The following is a 17,376-nucleotide window of genomic DNA, read 5'->3' as shown; positions in this document are numbered from 1 at the left end:
CACGATAAGGGTTTGTCTGCTTCCTGTACCTTCTATCACATAACGCCTTCTAGACCCTATAACTTCAAGTTTCCCCATACAGATTGGGCATACACTTTTCTCCATACTCCTAACAAAAAACGCTCTTTTCACTATTCCATTCCAATTCAAAGTTTGTTATAATTACCATGCTATTAAGTTAGTAAGGGACCCTTCCAAACACTCTGGGCAAACATGAGGTGGAAGGGTCTCTTTCTATTTCTCCTTAAGTATTCTTAAGGACAGTATATCCGTCTATTTGCGGACAGACAACTCCGTCATATTTATGTCATTTCACGAGAGCAAAAACAAGTAAGAGTCCCTTATGTTTAATGCAAACATGATTTTAATAAAATATGATCCATCACTCTTCTGATTGTTTCAATCCACAAAGAGTTACTCTGAACTGTTCAGATAACTCATTTAAGATATATTTTAATTCAGTTAATCATATTTTATAATATTTTGATTATTTTTACAATATGGACAGGGATACGTGTTTTTCGATTTGGTTACAGCTTTGTGCATTTAGGTAATAAATACAATTGTATTACATTTCACTTGAAGTTTTAATAATAATAGTTTCTGCAATAATTCTCATCAAAGGCAACTCTTTAGATAGCTCAGCGCTATCTTTAAACGGGCGATATATTCCTTTTTCTTTGATATTATACTCATTTGATTTACTATGCACTAACGAATTTCTCGTGTTATAGATTCTAGATGCTATATCTTTAAAAATCTTTTTATTTGAAGAATCCATCAACTCTACTTTTTTTCCCTTTGAAAAACTAACTTCGTGAGTACTATAATAATTAACAATCCCATTTTCAAAATCGTTTAGTGAATCCATTAAGTTCTGAATATCAATATATTTTTCTAAAGTCAGTTCCAAAGCCTCTATTTCTGTGCCTCTAAAATCTTCTTTATATGAGTTCATTTTCGTAATTATTGCTTCTGCCAATTTTGCTGTATCTTTCTTTCTTTTCGGCGAAAACCCTGGATGCTGTATTATTTCCTTTATTGTAGTATGTATGTTTTCTTTGGAAACTTCACTGAAAAAATGTTCCATTATTTGATAATAGCCTATAAATTGAACAAAAATATCTTCTGATGATTGAGCCATCAAATATCTATCTACTATTTCTTTTTTGTAGTTTAATAACGGGACACTCAAATCATCATATCTCATTCTAGCACTTCTCTTGTGTATCATGGTAACTATTTCAGAAAAGCTATTTACAGGTCTAACTACTCTATCAATATTATATGAATAATTGAATGAAAAAGCCAGCGCCATATTCTCAAAAAGTTCTCTCTTCATAGTTTCACCTTTTTTAATAATATACAAAGAGTTCGCTCTAAACATACCTCGAAGTAAATCAAAAAGTTCTATATTAGTTTCTCTATATCTAAATGATGAATAAAAAAATCTTAGATTCGATAATTCATCTTTGAATTCGTTTAATAAACTCAATATGATTTCATCTGAACATTTACTCATATAAATAGAGACTTCATCAGACTCTATGCATCTATCTTCTGAAAGTCGTCCGTTATAATATTTATCAACATGCACTAGCGCTTCATACTTATCATTATTATAAATACTAAATTCACTATAATCAAATTTATTATATTCTAATAAAAGTGTTTCAAATTCAGATTTTGTGTACCTAATATTATTATCATAAATATTCATTTCAATAACGGAATTATCAAATTTAATTTCTCTGTCACGTTTGTGAAAAAGCAAATGAATTATTTGACAAAATTTATCCCAGTTCATATTCCCTCCAAGTACAAATATTTGGATACATAATTCTCTTGATGTATCATAGTATTAAAATTATATAATAATCATTAAAAAACACCTCAGTAATCCCAGATTTATTTTTATTAATCTTATATTATTTTTATATTTTTATTCTACTCCTAGTGCTTTAAACACCGCATCTTCTGGAGTCTGATAGAAGATTAGGCTAAACCTACTCATAAGCTCTGGTGGTACTGAAGGCATATCCATTGCTGATGACATTGGTATCAATATCTTCTTAGCACCACTATCTAGGCAAACCTGTAAATTATTGGCAAGATCTTCAACCTTAATAACACTTCCGCTTATACTTAAATTACCCAAAACTGCAAGACTCCCAATAACAGGTTTATTTAAGGCTGCTGAACACAACCCTATATATGCAGCTAATGATAGTTGGCTTGTAATTCCAATACCATTAAGATCTTGCAAATGCATCAGGTAATCTTTTGAAGTCGTGCTGATAGTTCCACTAATATTCTTGCCATTTGCTTTCAAATATCTATAGGCTGTATCAAGCGCTTCCTTCGCTTCTCTGTCTGAACCTATTCCAGTTCTTTCAAATTTTCCTGAACCAGTGACCATTTCAGTTTCAAGCTTGAACACCCCAAGCATTCCTGATTTACCGCGTCCAACTGTATATACTTGTCCTGGCTTATGAAGACCTTCTGGGATTAGCTTGCCCCCACCTTGCTCTGGTACTGGTACATATTCCTCAGAGAAATCTAAGTTGTCAATATAGGAAAAGTTTACATCATAGAACTCCATACCACCGATTTTCTTCAGCTGCTCTTTTACTCTTCTTCTACTCTCAAGAGCAAATCGGAGTATTTCTTCTACTTCTTCTTTTCCAAAAACTCCATGAGGATAAATCAATTTGATGAGACCAGATACCATCTTTCGAACCGCGATGACATCTCTTTGATTCAGGTTGTTTCCAAGCTTAAAATACTGGTCAAGGGCATCTGAGTAAGATGTTTTCCTTAGCTCTCTTAAAAACTCAGATAAGTAGTCCGTTATAAATCCATACTCATTTGTAAAAAAATCTGGCCGATACTTCGGAATCTCCCAACCAGGAATATAGCAATGCATTCGATCAAAGAAAGCACTATCGTAAGCCATGGCATCCGGGAATGGATCAAAGAGATGGGAAGTCTTTAATAGTACATCTACACTTTGGTTGATATTACCAACAAAAACCATCGATGCAGAAGCATTCTTCTCTTCTTTACCTCTCGAAAATGAACCTGAGGCCATATAATCTTTCATAATCTGAATACCATCTTTATCTTTGAATGTAATTCCAGCTACTTCATCAAAAGCTACACAATCCCACATCCCTACCAATCCAACAGTCTTACTGGACATATTGTAGAATAGATTTGCAACCGTAGTTTGGCCACCTGACACAAGGATGCTGTTCGGAGAAATCTCTTTATAAACATGTGACTTACCGGTACCTCTAGGTCCAAGTTCACACAAGTTGAAGTTATTTTCCACAAGTGGAATCATACGAGCTAGAAGTAACATTTTAACCCTAAGACTAAATCTCGATGGTTCCATTCCAATAGAACGGAGCATTACATCAATCCACTCTTCTTTTGAAAAGCGTCTCCTTCCTTCCACAACTTCTCCCATGTCAAGATTTGGCATTTGAATAGGTGTGAGTTTTGAAATGATAAAAGGTACCCTTGTCTTATCACCTTCATCATAAAAATACTCCAATTGAACAATACACCATATCCCACCACTTAAAAGTCGTTCAAATTTAGTAGGATATTGTTCTGATATCGGTACGCTCTTAATTCCTAAATTAGAAAATTCTGCTTCATAGCGATCTTCTTTATAATTTAGTTTCACCGATACCTTGTCAATAACTGTATAGGTTCCTCTTTCTCTAAGCTTTGAAATAATTTTCTGCGCTTCATCAGGCCGAACAAAATTTTCGGCCAGAATTTTTTTTACATTCTTTACACCTTCTGCAATAGCTTCTTCTTCAGTGGTAGCACAATACATGCCAAGGAGATATTCTAATACATATACAGGAACGTTTGCCCCTTCCTTGATTTTCTTCGTTAGGTCCTTCCTGACAATTTTCCCTCCAAAAATATGATTTAGCTTTTCGTTAAGATGTAGACCAAAAGGATCACTAGTAGATTCTTCTACCTCTTCCGTTTCCATCCACTCATAATCATCAGCAAACTCTTTTTGGGAATTGTCTTCGTTCCTGCTCTCTCTGTCTTCCAATTTCTCCCCCTCCTTTACACATTAAAGCCAAAATCATCTGCAAAAGCGATATCCATAACGACTTCATGCCTGAAAAGCTCAATATCATTTTTCTCGTCATAGGCAACTAGATAGTACTTCTTAGCTCTACTATATTGCTTATTCTTGAAGTTAAATTTCAATCTGAAGATTCTTTTACTTGGGTTTTCATCCTTCTTATCTGCTGCAACAATATATTCATTAGAGATCTTCTCCTGATCCTCTGAAATAAAGTAAACTCTGTAACTCGTTTCTTTTGTAACATCACTCACCGGTTCTGTCTGGATAAAATCGAGTGATGTTATTAAGCTTGTTACTTTTTGCACCACGCTAACCAATGTAATTTGAGCAGCTCTCGTTTCAGCATGGCCTCTTTCAACTTTTACATCAATGACAGGAATGATCATTTCCTGCGGTGATGAACCGCCATGTACAAAGTTCTGTCCTCCACCAGCTACTTTATAGACATGAGTACTTAGTGGTACGATTACATTTTTGGAGTCTTCATTTCTTAGAATACTACTTATTGGCAAACAGAGAATACCATCATCTTGTATCTTCTCATGAGAAATGATAAACCTTCGGTTTATATAGGCATCTTTATCAGCTAAATGAATGATTTTATCAGTCTCTTGTACTTTATCTCTCTTATAGATAAAGCCATGATCTGCAGTGACAATAAAATGGTGTGTATTTGCATTCGAAGATATTCTCCTAATCATAGTATGGATCTCTTCTACAGCTTCCTGGCAAGCCATAAACACTTCATTCTCAGTATTGAGTTTGTCCCCTCTAGCATCAATTTGATTGTGATAGACATAAACCACTTCTTTACCTGTGAAGACATCTCTTAGTTCATTCTTTTTCATCGTTTTTAAATCATCAAACTGCACACAGGCACTATTTACAGTCGCTTGTTGCAGAATAACTTCTCTTTGTTTTAAAGAGTCTGCGCTAAATCCATCAACTAGCACTTTATAGTCATCTGTTATTTCAATCTGTTTATGCGGTAGTAAAGCAGCCATTCCTAATTTCGTATAGGAAGGAAGGGTACTGATCATGAAATTAATCAAAGGTGTACATTTCTCATCTGAGTTAAGTCTCTCAAACAATGATTTTCCCACTTCATATCGTAATGCATCTGAAATTATTACTACAACTCGGTCATTTGATGATCTGACATATTGTGTAAAGAAATCTTGTTGCCTCTCTCTTATAGACATCATGCCTTCCTTGTCAAGAGCTTTATTCCATTTTGTCGTAATCTGAGAAAGATACACATTGCTGTAAATATTTTCCACAAGATCTCGAAGCTTTTCAAAAGGAGTGGTATCTTCTATCTGATCAAAGTTGAAACAGAACTTTCTATACTGATAATCAATCTTATAATCTCTATCCAAATACTGTTCAGTGATATCTTGTAGGTTATCTTTAGGGCAATAAGTTGCAGCTTGTATCACAAAGAAAGCACTTTCTAGTAAGTGATATTCAGAGCGATAAGCATCCGCAAAATGGCCCTTTCGTCTTGCCTTACATACATCTACAATGCTTATATCACTTAACTTAGCACCTAAATCTTCCTGTAATAACCGTTCCACTATCCATTGAATGATGTACTCATCAAATACTTGAAAGGAATCACTCTCCAATATAGTTTCAGGGCTATAGCTTTGCAAAACTTCTTTTGCACGAAGTTTTTGAGATACTTGTAGGGAAAGTTCATCATACCTGTCTCTATATAAAAAGCTATTCTTCAAACTATCCATAAATGCAATCACATTTCCTGGCCTATGGCATATGAAATTCTTCCATGATACTGGAATCTCTTCTCTAAAATACTTTTGTACATATGTTACAAATAATGCAATGATAAGTTTTTCTAATGTTGGCTGAGTATCTAAGTAACCAAAATTTGTTTCACATAGTGACCAAAAGACTTCGAGTAAGTTGTACTTCCCAAGCTCCATAAGGAACTTATTATCTTCTAACTTATCTGTTGTCAAAATCACTCTTAAAACTTCTTCGAAATTTGAGATTCTTGACCTTGAAAGAACACTCATCATCCCAACTTCTATAGCCTCTTTACTAAAATGCTCAATTTCCAAATTATAGAACTTCTGAGTTCTTTCTTTTGACTCAAAAAACTTCATATACTTTTCTAATAAGGGCTTGTATCGAGCATCGATTCCAAGATCCATCGCAATGAGTGAAGCCTTGTCTGCAAAAAACTGTTTAGAGTATAAAAGTAGATCTTCTAAGTGGTTTTCGCTTTCATGAGGTCGAGGATAGGGAGCATAGAGCAAGTAATTCGTAGTCTGATCCCTTTTCTCTAGAAAGTATTTTGTGTAAAACTGCTTGTTTTTCTCCAGATGAAATACTTCTGCATTTTCCAGGTCGAGCGAATCAACATCCTCAACAAATTCAGCCTTCTCATCATACCAGAATATAAGCTTCCGGTTACTTCCTTTAAATTCTTCATTGAGCTTATCTGTAATCTGTCTCAGATTCATTTCTGCCATGTAAGCTCCCTCCTCTTTTTCTTATATTTTGGCTAATACTTCCAGTTTATTACCGTCTCTGTCTGTCTGTACTTTTTCGTAGTTCACTTTTACACCATCATCTAAATCGATACTGGTTCTCGCTAAGGCTAAGTGCGCAATTTTCTCATCATAATCCTTAGTCTCCTGTAGTTGCTTCAATAGTTTATCTTTTCGTTTTGTAGCACTTGAGACTTCTCTAGCATTTGAGCTTGTATCAATGACATCTTGCATTCTTCGTATCTCATTTTCATAGATTCTTTGAATCTTATGGAGATAGTCGATTCTAAGATTTCCAATTGTATCTTCATTGTATCGATGCATATACACTAAAGCTTTGAATCCGTTATTCTTTCCACTATCAAAAAGCCAGTAAATGGGTCTCTTTTGATAAGTTTTGCAATGATCCTTATAAAAGTCTTTCACAAAATAATCACGTATTACTTCTCGTGATGTATTCCCTTTATTCCCAAGTGCATTCGCAATGAAGTCGAGATTTTCTTCTAGTGTTTCGGATCCATATATAGCTTGTACAAACTCAATAAATCGTCCAACAATATCATCAGAAAGATACTCTTCATCAGTTATAAGAATAATGTTATCGTCATCGGGAATAAATGAATTATACTTACTGTTATCCCATACACCACCTGCATAAATTAAACCTTCAGATTTAAGACTATATCTCCCAAATACACATCCCACGTAGTAAGACATAACAGTTTTGATTTCTCTGTGTAAATCAGCTCTATTAATTGTAATCTCTCTATCAGGTATATCTGGGGTTATATTATTTTTTAATTTATAGATTTCAATGAAAATACGATTCAACGACTCCTCATGGTACTTTACTCTTGCAAATCTCTCAGAACATTCTGACGCCCAAATCTCAAACGCATCATGTATGCGATTCGTTCGAATTAATGGATTTCTAAGAAATTCCCAAGATGTTTCAAATGAGTCCCAGTCTTCCTTTGAAATATCAACACATTCTTGCACTTTTGAATCAATTTGATTTTGAAATTCATCTTTTCTAATAATTGGTAAAGATGCAATATGACCTGCTTCATAGTTTAATGTAGGCGATATTGCTGATAAAATATCTCTCGCTACTTTTGAATTTATAAATCCAAAATCATAATACATATTCTTTTTATTATTGTAAAAAATAGAACAACCAGCAACGTCAAAAATAAACCCCATAGGATAATATCTAAAAGCTATGTTTCCACTTGATATCTTTGACCAACTAATGCATTCTTGAAAGTATCTATTCATGCTTTTTATGGTTCTACTGGGTGTCCTATACAAATGTGTTGCATATCCTTTGACTTCTTGCCCATCATTTTCGTAGTTAATAACATATTCTGAATTACCATACCATTTTCTAAAAGCTCCTCCTTTATTATATGGATACCATTTTTTATTTGCTTCTTTTGCTTCTTTTGATGATGCACATTTGAACCCAATTTTAGAATACTCAACTTCAAACCAAAGCTTAATAAATCTATTATTATCAGATGTAGCCATTCCTTGTCTAGTATCACCATGATTCTTTAGTACCTCGCCATCCTGAAACGCTTTTATAAGAGCTTCTGGCAACCAGTATACAATTGGGGATCCCGGTAATTGTAAAAAGCTTTTTTGTGTCGTAAAATATCTATTCTCATGAGAGAAAAACATATCTTCCTTCCCATCTTGTGTGTTTGGCTCTAACAATCTTAAGTATTGTCCTTTATAACTCATAAGATTAGTCTTCTGAATAACAAAACCTGCAGTCTGAACTACCTCACCGGCAATTTCTTCAAAAGCTCTGGCACCAAGATGTATCATATTTATGATATTTTTGGATAATATCATTCTTCTTACTTCTTCATAGCTAGATAAGAACATCCAAGATTGTTGAGTTATCATGGAGGTGAACCCACTATTTCTTGTTAAACAGCAACATTTTTCAATAAAAACAGCAAATAAATCTGCTTTGCTTTCTTTATAATTTTTCTTAATAAATTCCGATAACTTACTTCCCATTCCAATATTTCCCATATATGGAGGATTGGTAATAACTACATCATACTTATCTGATAGTATTCTTGAATTTTCAATTAATATCAATAATTTTTCTTTTGTCCCATCAATATCAAGCAAATCGAAAGTTTGCTGATTTCCACCATCAAAACTACTTGAGAAATCTTTAAGCAAATCCCAATTATAGTTGTTGATTTTAAGAATTGATCCATATTCCTTAGCATCAATCATAGTATTTAGGAGTTCTTCTATCTGAAGTAGAGCCGTATTCTTCTCAATATCACTAAGGTGTGAACCGAAATACTTTACCTGATTCCGATTTATCCCATTACTTTCTTGAATCACATGGAGATTACATTTCACGGGATTTTCTTTGTCTAATATTCTTCTGTTATACTCCCTAGCTTTCATCATCACCGCAAAATATGCGAGCTGATAAGCACGGGTATCAATATCCAAGCCATATAGATTTCTTTCTACAATACTTCTTGCCGCATCTCTTCTTGTATATCCAGTACTCTCATAAATCTGCATAAGTACGTCAAATGCATAGACAAGAATATGTCCACTACCCATTGCCGGATCTATCACTTTAATGTCTTCAGGCTTAAGCGTCTTATATTCTTCTCGGATTTGATCGAGCTGTTTTTCTACATCTTCTTGTTGTTCAGATTCTTCAAGATAATACTTCCAATTTGCTTTTAGCTCTTCATTAGGATGACCCTCAACCCAAAGTCTACCCAAACTATTCTCAACCATATACTTTACTATCCATTCGGGTGTAAATAGCTGAGTGGCTGCAGGTATTCTCTCTTTGGTGATTTTTACATTCTTCTTAAGAAGAGCAAAAGTTTCATCCTTTGGTTCTGTATTGTAATACTGATAAAGCCAACCAATAATTTCAATCTGCCCTTCTTTTGTAACATTGAAATCATCCTCCAAAATATCGTTCACAAGATGGTATACCACCCCATCTTTATCTGTAAAGGATACATTTAGGAGTAGCTCTGAATAGTCACTTGTCTTTTCAAATAGCTCCGGAAGATTATCATTAAGAGTATTACACTGCTTGATAAAGAGCATTCTAAACAAATCATCAAGCTTGTTCTCTAGTTTCAACTGTATGATTCGTTCTTTTTCAGCAACACTAAAATCAAAGTCCAGCTCTAAAGCATATGTCACAACGTCAGGCTCAACTTTATTTTCACTCTCGGAAGATAGCACCCTGATTCTTGAGGGCAAATAATCATTCACTTCCATAAATCTGATGGCTATGAGTCGATTGAACCAGGTATATGCCACCTCTTCAACAACAAACTTGAATGCTGTCTTATAATCACTCTCTTTTTCTTTACTCTTTATTAGGTCTACTAATCTTCTTCTCTGTTCAATTTCTGTGCCTGAGATTGAATATGGTTCCTTCGTACCAATGTCAAAAAATTGTACTGTAGAAGTAGACTGAGGAAGAGGATATTCTATCCCCTTCTCAGTAATACCCATTAGACCCGCCTTATATGTAATGTCAGTAATCAGCTTTTTTCTTGCCCAGATGGCAAAATTCTTGATAGCAGTCTTATTCATGTATTCCCTCCTACAGTGAAATATGAATGATTGTATTCTCTTCAATCTTGCTTCTAATTCCAGTTCTCAACTTTTCAAGATATTCTTCAATATCCTCTTCAGACTTAATGATCCAAGTGGTTGATGTACTGATTGATTTCAAAGAGTATGCCTTGAGTATTGTCTTTATATTAGTGTCATCGGCCTGATCACTCTTATCACCATACTGTTCTTCCGTTTCTCTAATTACCTGATCCTTGGTGTCAATTTCATCCAGAAGTCTCATCTTTAGCGCATCTGCTTCAAGTTTTATACTTTGAAGTATTGCCACGTTATTACAGCTATTAGCTTTCTCCTTCAGTCCCTCAAACCCTTTTTCAAATCGATTTCTCAAGTCTTCTTTATACGGCTTAGAATCCAGTCTTCCTAGGGTATATTTCTTAGCATCCTCGATCGCCTCATAAATCGGTATAGCCTCCTGCTCAAGAATTTCATTATAGGCATTTTCGAAGTCTACGTTTAACTTAGGTAGCTTAGATATATCGCTATATGGATTCTCTTTTCCAATAATTCCAGATATCTCCTTCGCTAGCTTTTCAACGGTTCCATCAACAACAAAATTTTTGCTCGCTTCATAAATAGACATAAGTTTAAGAGACTTTACAAAAAATCCTTTTTGGTCACCTGAATAAAAAGCTTTCACAGGCTCATAATATTCAGCGAAGTCAATAAAATCATCTTGTTTCGATTTAACAAGTTTAAAGAATTCTGATGGGGTTTGAGTATGTTTCACCTGAAGCAACAGTTTCTTACCATCCGAAAGCACTTTTTTACCTGGTAATGGTCTCTCAAGTGACTCAGATTCGAAACGCTCAATATCATGAATCATACTTTGAGCATATTTCTTGAAAGATTCCATAAGCGTATCGTCATCGTCACTTACAGTAGAAACATTAAACAGTTCCTTCATCACTTCTTTCACAGCCTTCTTCTCTTGGAATGAAGATCGCTGCCGAAGTTCAGTAAGTAGTTTCTCAACGTATTCCTTTTTGGTCAGATAGCGGACGATTTCATCATCTGTACGGTTTAAAGTAGTAATATTCTCCCCATTGATTGTGATAGAGATATTCCCATCTTTGAAGAGTTTAGCGACAAGCCATTCAACATCATCTTCAATAAACCCGTAAGGCGCTTTCATATAATGATCCATTAGGCTCTTCATTGAGGTCTTTGTGTGCCTAGAAGAATTCACAGTAATCATATTCAGCATATCTTCTAGGGCATTCTTATTTGCATCTTTTTGACCCTCGAGGATAATGGATTGCTGATTCGTAACTTTAAATAGGCTTCTGATATTTGCCTCACTCATGGCTACCTCAATATATGGTAGCTTATGATATAGAGTTTCAACAAGCTTTCCAACAGACTCAAGCACCTTGCTGCTGACATCTTTGCTACTGGATTGAACCTTGTCTCCATTTACATATATACTGGCATTCTTCATGGACTCCTGAAGAAATACCTTTGCATTTCCACTTCTCACTCGCATTTCTGAGCGCTTGGCATCTTTGATTTGGTCAAACTTCGCAATTCTATTTGAAGTAGTTACTCTCAAGTATTTCTCAATCTTTAAAACACTTTGGATTTCATTTAAGAATGCAGAATCATTGGGCAAAACTACAAGCACTTCTTTGCCTTGCCCTGATTTCATTCTCAAACTAATTTCTTCATCATTTCCTTCATAGTAAGGTGTAATGACATTTACAGAGATATCATTATTTTGATTAGACTTATAGGGCCTGTCATCAACTTTCTGGTTGAAAGCAAAATTGTATCTGTTATTGTGGGCAGGATATCTATATTTTTTCTCACTAAAGATTTCTTCAAAGATAATCTCAGATACTTTGCTGATCACTTCACCCGGATCCACATGCTGACCTTCAATCTCACGATTGATTTCCTGTTCTTCATCAGTCAAGAATACATATAAATCTCCATTCTTCTGGACCAACATTTGGCGAACTAGAATAGTTAACGAATCCACAACCTGTTTCTTCAAAGCTATTCGGTCTGTATCGATATCAGATACCATGAGACTTGTTATGTTATCTTCGTTCGCTGTAATCTCTTTTACATACTTGATCATAAAGAGAGTCTTTAGGACATTAACGGTAAAGCAATTATCGGTTTTATCTGGATTGATGATTTCGTTATCCAAAGCTTTCGATATAACACCTTTATGGGTATGATCTAAGAATTGGTGGAGTGCATCATAGAACATATTGAATGGAACAAGAGCACCATGCTCTTGGTTCATTAATTTCATTGTGGATTCCTTAAATAAGGCGAGCATGGAACGTTCACCCTCGGATAAGTGCTTTCCAGATGCACCATGGGTTCGTATGGACGTCAGTACACTTCCCAATAAGTTAAACTGATACGTCACAAAAGGATATACTGAGGCAAAATCAAGATCGTTGGCATACAACTTCTTTTCGACTCCATCGTTGAAGACGATAAGATTCTTGATGATTGTTGCTTTCTGCTCATATAGTATGCGTAAGGTATCTCCCGCTGTTGTTGTTTTGTCTAGAATTCTCTTTTTGACGACCTCATCTACATTCGCAGCAGACAAAGACAATCTTGTATCAAATCGACCTTGGATTTTGGAAAAATCATTCCCTTTTGTCTTTGTAATAGAATCAATATCCTGCTGGCTGGTGACTATGACCCAAACCTTACCTTGACAAGCAGTTCCTAAATCCTCAGTAACTGTTTGAAGATTGAGCATGAGCTTTGAGTCATCTCCGATATACTGGCCAATCTCATCCACGAGAAATACCACATGGTGATTGGGGCCCTTTGAATCCACATACTTCTTTACCATCTTCGCAAAGCTGTCAATGCTTAGCTGATAAGGACTCACCGATTGCTTGAACCAAGTTCTAGCTGCTGAGTCAGTCATATACTCTATCTGGACTAATGCGTCTACGATAGCATCCTGAATAAAATGAAACTTGTGTCTAGATTCTACCCAAGAGGCTCCATACCTTTCAGCAAATACTTCTTTAAACCTTTCATACTTTCCTTCAATAGTAAGGTGTCTTTCTAAATCAGCAAGATGTAAACTTGAGCCTGAAAACCCCTGCATCTCATTGAAGACCTTTAAGAATACCTGTAGTATCCCATCCTTTGAAGCTTGAGATGATACCTGGCTTTTTGAATCAATATTAAAAAGAATCACATCTGTTGGAACCTTCGCGGCAAGCTTCATATCCGCAAGAACCATTGGATCAATGATCTTCTTGTCTTCTTCAAAATACTCAATGGCATGTTTGCCATCTACCACTTTGTTTTCAAGGAGGTGAGATAATATTTTCAGAAAGTGTGATTTACCGCTACCAAAAAAACCCGATATCCAAACGCCCATTTTGTCAGTGGGGCCGTTAATCCCTCTCTTATAACTTGAAAAAAAGTCAGCAAAATGTTTCTGTAGCTCTCTAGTAACTACATACTCCTCTAATTCTTGGCGAATATTCTGTTCGTCTTCTTGCCCTACTTTGATTACACCCTTAATATCACGATCGATAGCTTTAGTGAACATATCTCTTATTAACATTTCTTTTCCCCCTATTCCACAAGTTTGAACGCTCTATAGTAATTATTCCCAATCTTAGAAAAAAGTGATAATTCTTGACCATCATAGAGGCCAGGAAAGAACATCACTACAGGAACTCTATCGATAACCTGATGAAGGTTGTTTAGTATAGAGTGCGAACGGATAATTGGATAACATTTGCCAATTCCAATGATAAAAACTACTGCATCATCTGGTGTGTTCTCCTGAAAATATTTGACAACCAAATTATCTCGCTCACCAAGCTTAAGCAACATCTGTAGTGCATCTGTAATAAATCCTAGCCCATATTCTTTTTCAAATTGAACAACTTGGTCTGTAAATCCTTCCCTTTCTAGAATATCGATGAGTATATCGTACAAATCAAAGACAATAAGTTGAAACCCATCGATCCCTCTGCTATTCTTACTTACCATGTAAGAAACTCTTTCTCGTACTTGGAGTTCTTTCTCCGCAGGATAATCAAAGATATAATATCCAACCTCATTCCCAAGTCCTTTATTCTTTCGAAAACTTTCAGCACGTATCAACCTTTCAACTTTATCTAATCGCTCTTCAAGACTCGCCATCATCTCACCCCCGTCAAAGCTTTCAGTGTAGCATGCATTTTTCGGTCTATCAAAACTAATTCCAATGACTCATCCAATATTGGCTTTAAGATCTTTCTTACACCAGTTGTTCGGTCTATAACCCCTGATTCAGCAAGAATCGTTCTGTAAACCAATCCTAACCTTTTTAAAGTATAATCCTTCCATTTTGCAGCTCTTTCGTCTTGCATCTGTTTATCTTTGAAAAAGATACTCACATCACTATCTGTAATCTCATCTACTCCCATAATAATTTTTTCTCGATAGACCTCGAACATAAAATCAAAAAATAAACTGTCACTTTCCATAACGGCAATCAATGCAACAATCTTCTGGTTTGATATATCCAGTTCTTCAAATATCCTAAGGAAACTTGGATCCAAAGCTCGAATTCTTGCAGATACTGTTTTGAAAATCTGTAGGGATCTCTCCACTGTTGATGCAGAGTAAATATTCTCTTTGACATTTAGTTCTTTAATCTCATCTAAGGTTTTTCCTGAATTCATGAGGTGTACTGTTTTCTTAAACTCAGAAAACCAAAAAGATAACTTCACCATTCCTGCGCTATAAGCCTTTTTTGTCATATATCTCTCTCCATTCATAATTTGTATATGATCCTAGTATAACTGATTCTTCTAAATCCTTCTTCCCACTGAATCAAGGCAAAATCCCTCTTATAAATCAATCGAGGGATTTGCAAGATAAATCAATCAATTTCATTATATCATCTATACTCTAGAATGCAGAAGAAATATACAAGTACTTGTGAGAACCACAAAATGAAAAAAATACTAGCTGAATATTTAGGTTGTCAATGTATCATTACCACTTTTCCTTTTATTAGCCATACTTCCTTAATTTTATCCTATCAGTTCTACTATCCGATTTTCAGTACACACCCGAATCAAACCACCTCTTCAAATATATATTATTCCTTTGATGAAGCATGAGACACTATGAGAGAAACCCACTCTCCTAAAGCTCATGAATAATGATTGGAGGAAAGCCATGATCAAACTACTACACGTATCAGACATATCCAAAATCGCACACCTAGAAGAGGAAGTCCAAACCTATGGACTAGAAGCGCTCACTATCCTAGATGAAGAATACGGAACAGACCGAGATTCCTTCACAGACCTTGGTGGCTACGTAGTCATTCTAGAAAATCTTGACGATATTCAGGAACTGGAAGCACTTCATAACATCGACCTCACAAAGAATCCATTACCCGAATTTGTGGACCTCATCTATCCAGAGAAAGGCCCCCGTTACACTGCTTCACTCTATCTACTCAGCTCTGACTATGGAATCATCATCATCCTTCCCTATGACATGACCCCAAAAGAAATACTGAAAAAGTAAATGGACATGAACCTTATTATGAGGCTCATGTCCTATTTATGTGAAAGGAGAAAACTATGCCAGAAAAAACTGAACTCATCAAAGACACCCAGTACTGTGAGATCCACAATCAAGGAAGATATGTAGACAACAACTACACCTACTGTATCGAAAAAATCTACGTGAAGAAGCTGAAGAGATTTGAAATCAGATTCAGCCTCTACAAAGATCTCACTGGACATCCAGAGAAGTACATTGCTAGATCACTCGATGTGACAGAACTGGAATTCATCTCTTTACTCAAAGATGCCATAGAGAAAAATGTGTTTACCTCTGACATGCTGGAAGCCATGGCAAAACTTCTAAGTTCCAGTAGAAGTTCTAGAACAAATAAGAACTCAAAAGACAAAGAAAAGAAATCTATACCCATAAATGCTACTCAAGAAAATAGTACACAAAATGAAAAGGAGATTGCATAACATGACCTATACAGAAAAGAATCATATTAGAAAACACCATGAATCTATAGAAAATCCCGTTTTCCCGTCCAAAAGAGTACAGGTTGTAAAAATCAAATTGGTGAGAGAATCTAGTTTTCTATACGGGAAACGTAGGGTCAATACACCCTTAGAAGCATACGAACTAGGAAAAATTCTCATGGAAGAAACAGATCGGGAGCAGCTCCTAGTATGTTGCCTTAACACAAAGAATCAGCCGCTAAATCTCCATGTAGTCTCCATAGGATCTCTCAATGCCTCCATCGTGCATCCAAGAGAAGTACTCAAAGCAGCTGTACTCAGTAATGCAGCATCCATCATCCTATTTCATAATCATCCATCAGGAGACCCAGCCCCCTCTTCAGAAGATCAAACCGCCACAGAAAGAATCAGAGATTGTGGAAGACTTATGGGCATAGACCTCTTAGACCATATCATCATTGGAGAAGATACATATTACAGTATAAGAAAGAAGAAATCTAAGGGTCTTCAAAAGAGAATGCCTGTCTTTACCATAGTCACTAACATCAAGTATAAGCTACTGGTGTCTATTCTTTCTATAATCTACATCGTAAATATTCAAAATCCTGTTGTCTTTCCGAGAGAATTTTTCTCTCCTTTTCTTGGCATTAATATTTCTGATAATTTTTCCGTTTAAAACCACTTGTAAGGTGTTAAACATTCTAAAATTTCTCCGATTATTTATATATGAGCAATAAATCAAAGAAGATACTTAGTACTTGGTTTATCGGAAATCTATAAGAACCGCATAATTGGTGCTGATATCACAGTTAAGGTTATCATGCACAAGTCCGATGGATAAAGACTCTCCATCGAATCTCTCAAACAGAACCCAATCGTCCGGGGAAATGTTTAGAATCAAAAGGACGCTGATAACGGTAATGGGCCGAGCTGATCATAGGCTTGTTATAAATTCATGTGAATACGGAAGTTCACAGTCAAATTCAAGGAGGAAAAAAATGAGAATTAACAACAACATTTCAGCAATGAACACTTACTCAAGACTGACATCCGCTCAGGGTGCTCAGGCTAAGTCCCTGGAAAAGCTTTCTTCAGGTCTTAGAAT

10 protein-coding genes and 1 pseudogene are annotated in these 17,376 nt (G+C 35.5%); 4 read left to right on the top strand and 7 right to left on the bottom strand.

The window, feature by feature from the left end; translation table 11 throughout:
• Positions 1-568: 568 nt before the first annotated feature.
• The 7 genes from BM243_RS14630 to BM243_RS14600 form a co-directional block, all read right to left on the bottom strand.
• A complete protein-coding gene (locus BM243_RS14630) occupies positions 569-1,807 on the bottom strand; it encodes a hypothetical protein (protein ID WP_074913314.1) in 1,239 nt (412 codons plus the stop codon).
• Between the two features lie 135 nt (positions 1,808-1,942).
• Complete coding sequence (gene brxL / locus BM243_RS14625) at positions 1,943-4,015, bottom strand: protease Lon-related BREX system protein BrxL (protein ID WP_074913315.1); 2,073 nt, start codon at positions 4,013-4,015, stop codon at positions 1,943-1,945.
• Between the two features lie 80 nt (positions 4,016-4,095).
• Complete coding sequence (pglZ, locus tag BM243_RS14620; protein ID WP_074913312.1) at positions 4,096-6,618, bottom strand: BREX-1 system phosphatase PglZ type A; 2,523 nt, start codon at positions 6,616-6,618, stop codon at positions 4,096-4,098.
• Positions 6,619-6,639: 21 nt separating this feature from the next.
• A complete protein-coding gene (gene pglX, locus BM243_RS14615) occupies positions 6,640-10,245 on the bottom strand; it encodes a BREX-1 system adenine-specific DNA-methyltransferase PglX (RefSeq protein ID WP_074913310.1) in 3,606 nt (1,201 codons plus the stop codon).
• 10 nt (positions 10,246-10,255) lie between these two features.
• Positions 10,256-13,843 (bottom strand): BREX system P-loop protein BrxC, encoded by a 3,588-nt coding sequence (gene brxC, locus BM243_RS14610; protein ID WP_074913308.1) that lies wholly within the window; start codon positions 13,841-13,843, stop codon positions 10,256-10,258.
• An 11-nt stretch (positions 13,844-13,854) separates the two neighbouring features.
• Positions 13,855-14,433: a DUF1788 domain-containing protein gene (locus tag BM243_RS14605; RefSeq protein WP_347499612.1), complete on the bottom strand. Its 579-nt coding sequence runs from the start codon at positions 14,431-14,433 to the stop codon at positions 13,855-13,857.
• Entirely contained in the window at positions 14,430-15,032 is a 603-nt protein-coding gene (locus tag BM243_RS14600) for a DUF1819 family protein (RefSeq protein WP_074913303.1), read from the bottom strand. Before BM243_RS14600 ends, BM243_RS14605 begins: the two co-directional genes overlap by 4 nt.
• A 424-nt stretch (positions 15,033-15,456) precedes the next feature.
• Between BM243_RS14600 and BM243_RS14595 the strand changes: the two genes are divergently transcribed.
• From BM243_RS14595 to BM243_RS15450, 4 genes and pseudogenes are all read left to right on the top strand, one after another.
• Positions 15,457-15,813, top strand: coding sequence for a hypothetical protein (locus BM243_RS14595; RefSeq protein ID WP_074913301.1), 357 nt, complete (start codon positions 15,457-15,459; stop codon positions 15,811-15,813).
• A 56-nt stretch (positions 15,814-15,869) separates the two neighbouring features.
• On the top strand, positions 15,870-16,271 hold the full coding sequence (locus tag BM243_RS14590; protein ID WP_074913298.1) for a hypothetical protein: 402 nt from the start codon (positions 15,870-15,872) through the stop codon (positions 16,269-16,271).
• Positions 16,225-16,947 (top strand): JAB domain-containing protein, encoded by a 723-nt coding sequence (locus BM243_RS14585; RefSeq protein ID WP_347499611.1) that lies wholly within the window; start codon positions 16,225-16,227, stop codon positions 16,945-16,947. The genes BM243_RS14590 and BM243_RS14585 overlap by 47 nt, the downstream gene beginning before the upstream one ends.
• A 322-nt stretch (positions 16,948-17,269) precedes the next feature.
• Positions 17,270-17,376, top strand: a pseudogene (locus BM243_RS15450) (flagellin); the annotation flags it as partial.

Source organism: Proteiniclasticum ruminis (genome assembly GCF_900115135.1).
GTDB classification, from domain to species: domain Bacteria; phylum Bacillota; class Clostridia; order Clostridiales; family Clostridiaceae; genus Proteiniclasticum; species Proteiniclasticum ruminis_A.
Note: the sequence above shows the minus strand (reverse complement) of the source record. Positions and strands in the feature narration are given on the sequence as shown.

What these genes read in the sequence shown, in the direction of transcription:
- BM243_RS14630 (WP_074913314.1), bottom strand. Translation starts at nt 1,807, where the DNA reads ATGAACTGGGATAAATTTTGTCAAATAATTCATTTGCTTTTTCACAAA.
- brxL (WP_074913315.1), bottom strand. Translation starts at nt 4,015, where the DNA reads ATGGAAACGGAAGAGGTAGAAGAATCTACTAGTGATCCTTTTGGTCTA.
- pglZ (WP_074913312.1), bottom strand. Translation starts at nt 6,618, where the DNA reads ATGGCAGAAATGAATCTGAGACAGATTACAGATAAGCTCAATGAAGAA.
- pglX (WP_074913310.1), bottom strand. Translation starts at nt 10,245, where the DNA reads ATGAATAAGACTGCTATCAAGAATTTTGCCATCTGGGCAAGAAAAAAG.
- brxC (WP_074913308.1), bottom strand. Translation starts at nt 13,843, where the DNA reads ATGTTAATAAGAGATATGTTCACTAAAGCTATCGATCGTGATATTAAG.
- BM243_RS14605 (WP_347499612.1), bottom strand. Translation starts at nt 14,433, where the DNA reads ATGATGGCGAGTCTTGAAGAGCGATTAGATAAAGTTGAAAGGTTGATA.
- BM243_RS14600 (WP_074913303.1), bottom strand. Translation starts at nt 15,032, where the DNA reads ATGACAAAAAAGGCTTATAGCGCAGGAATGGTGAAGTTATCTTTTTGG.
- BM243_RS14595 (WP_074913301.1), top strand. Translation starts at nt 15,457, where the DNA reads ATGATCAAACTACTACACGTATCAGACATATCCAAAATCGCACACCTA.
- BM243_RS14590 (WP_074913298.1), top strand. Translation starts at nt 15,870, where the DNA reads ATGCCAGAAAAAACTGAACTCATCAAAGACACCCAGTACTGTGAGATC.
- BM243_RS14585 (WP_347499611.1), top strand. Translation starts at nt 16,225, where the DNA reads ATGCTACTCAAGAAAATAGTACACAAAATGAAAAGGAGATTGCATAAC.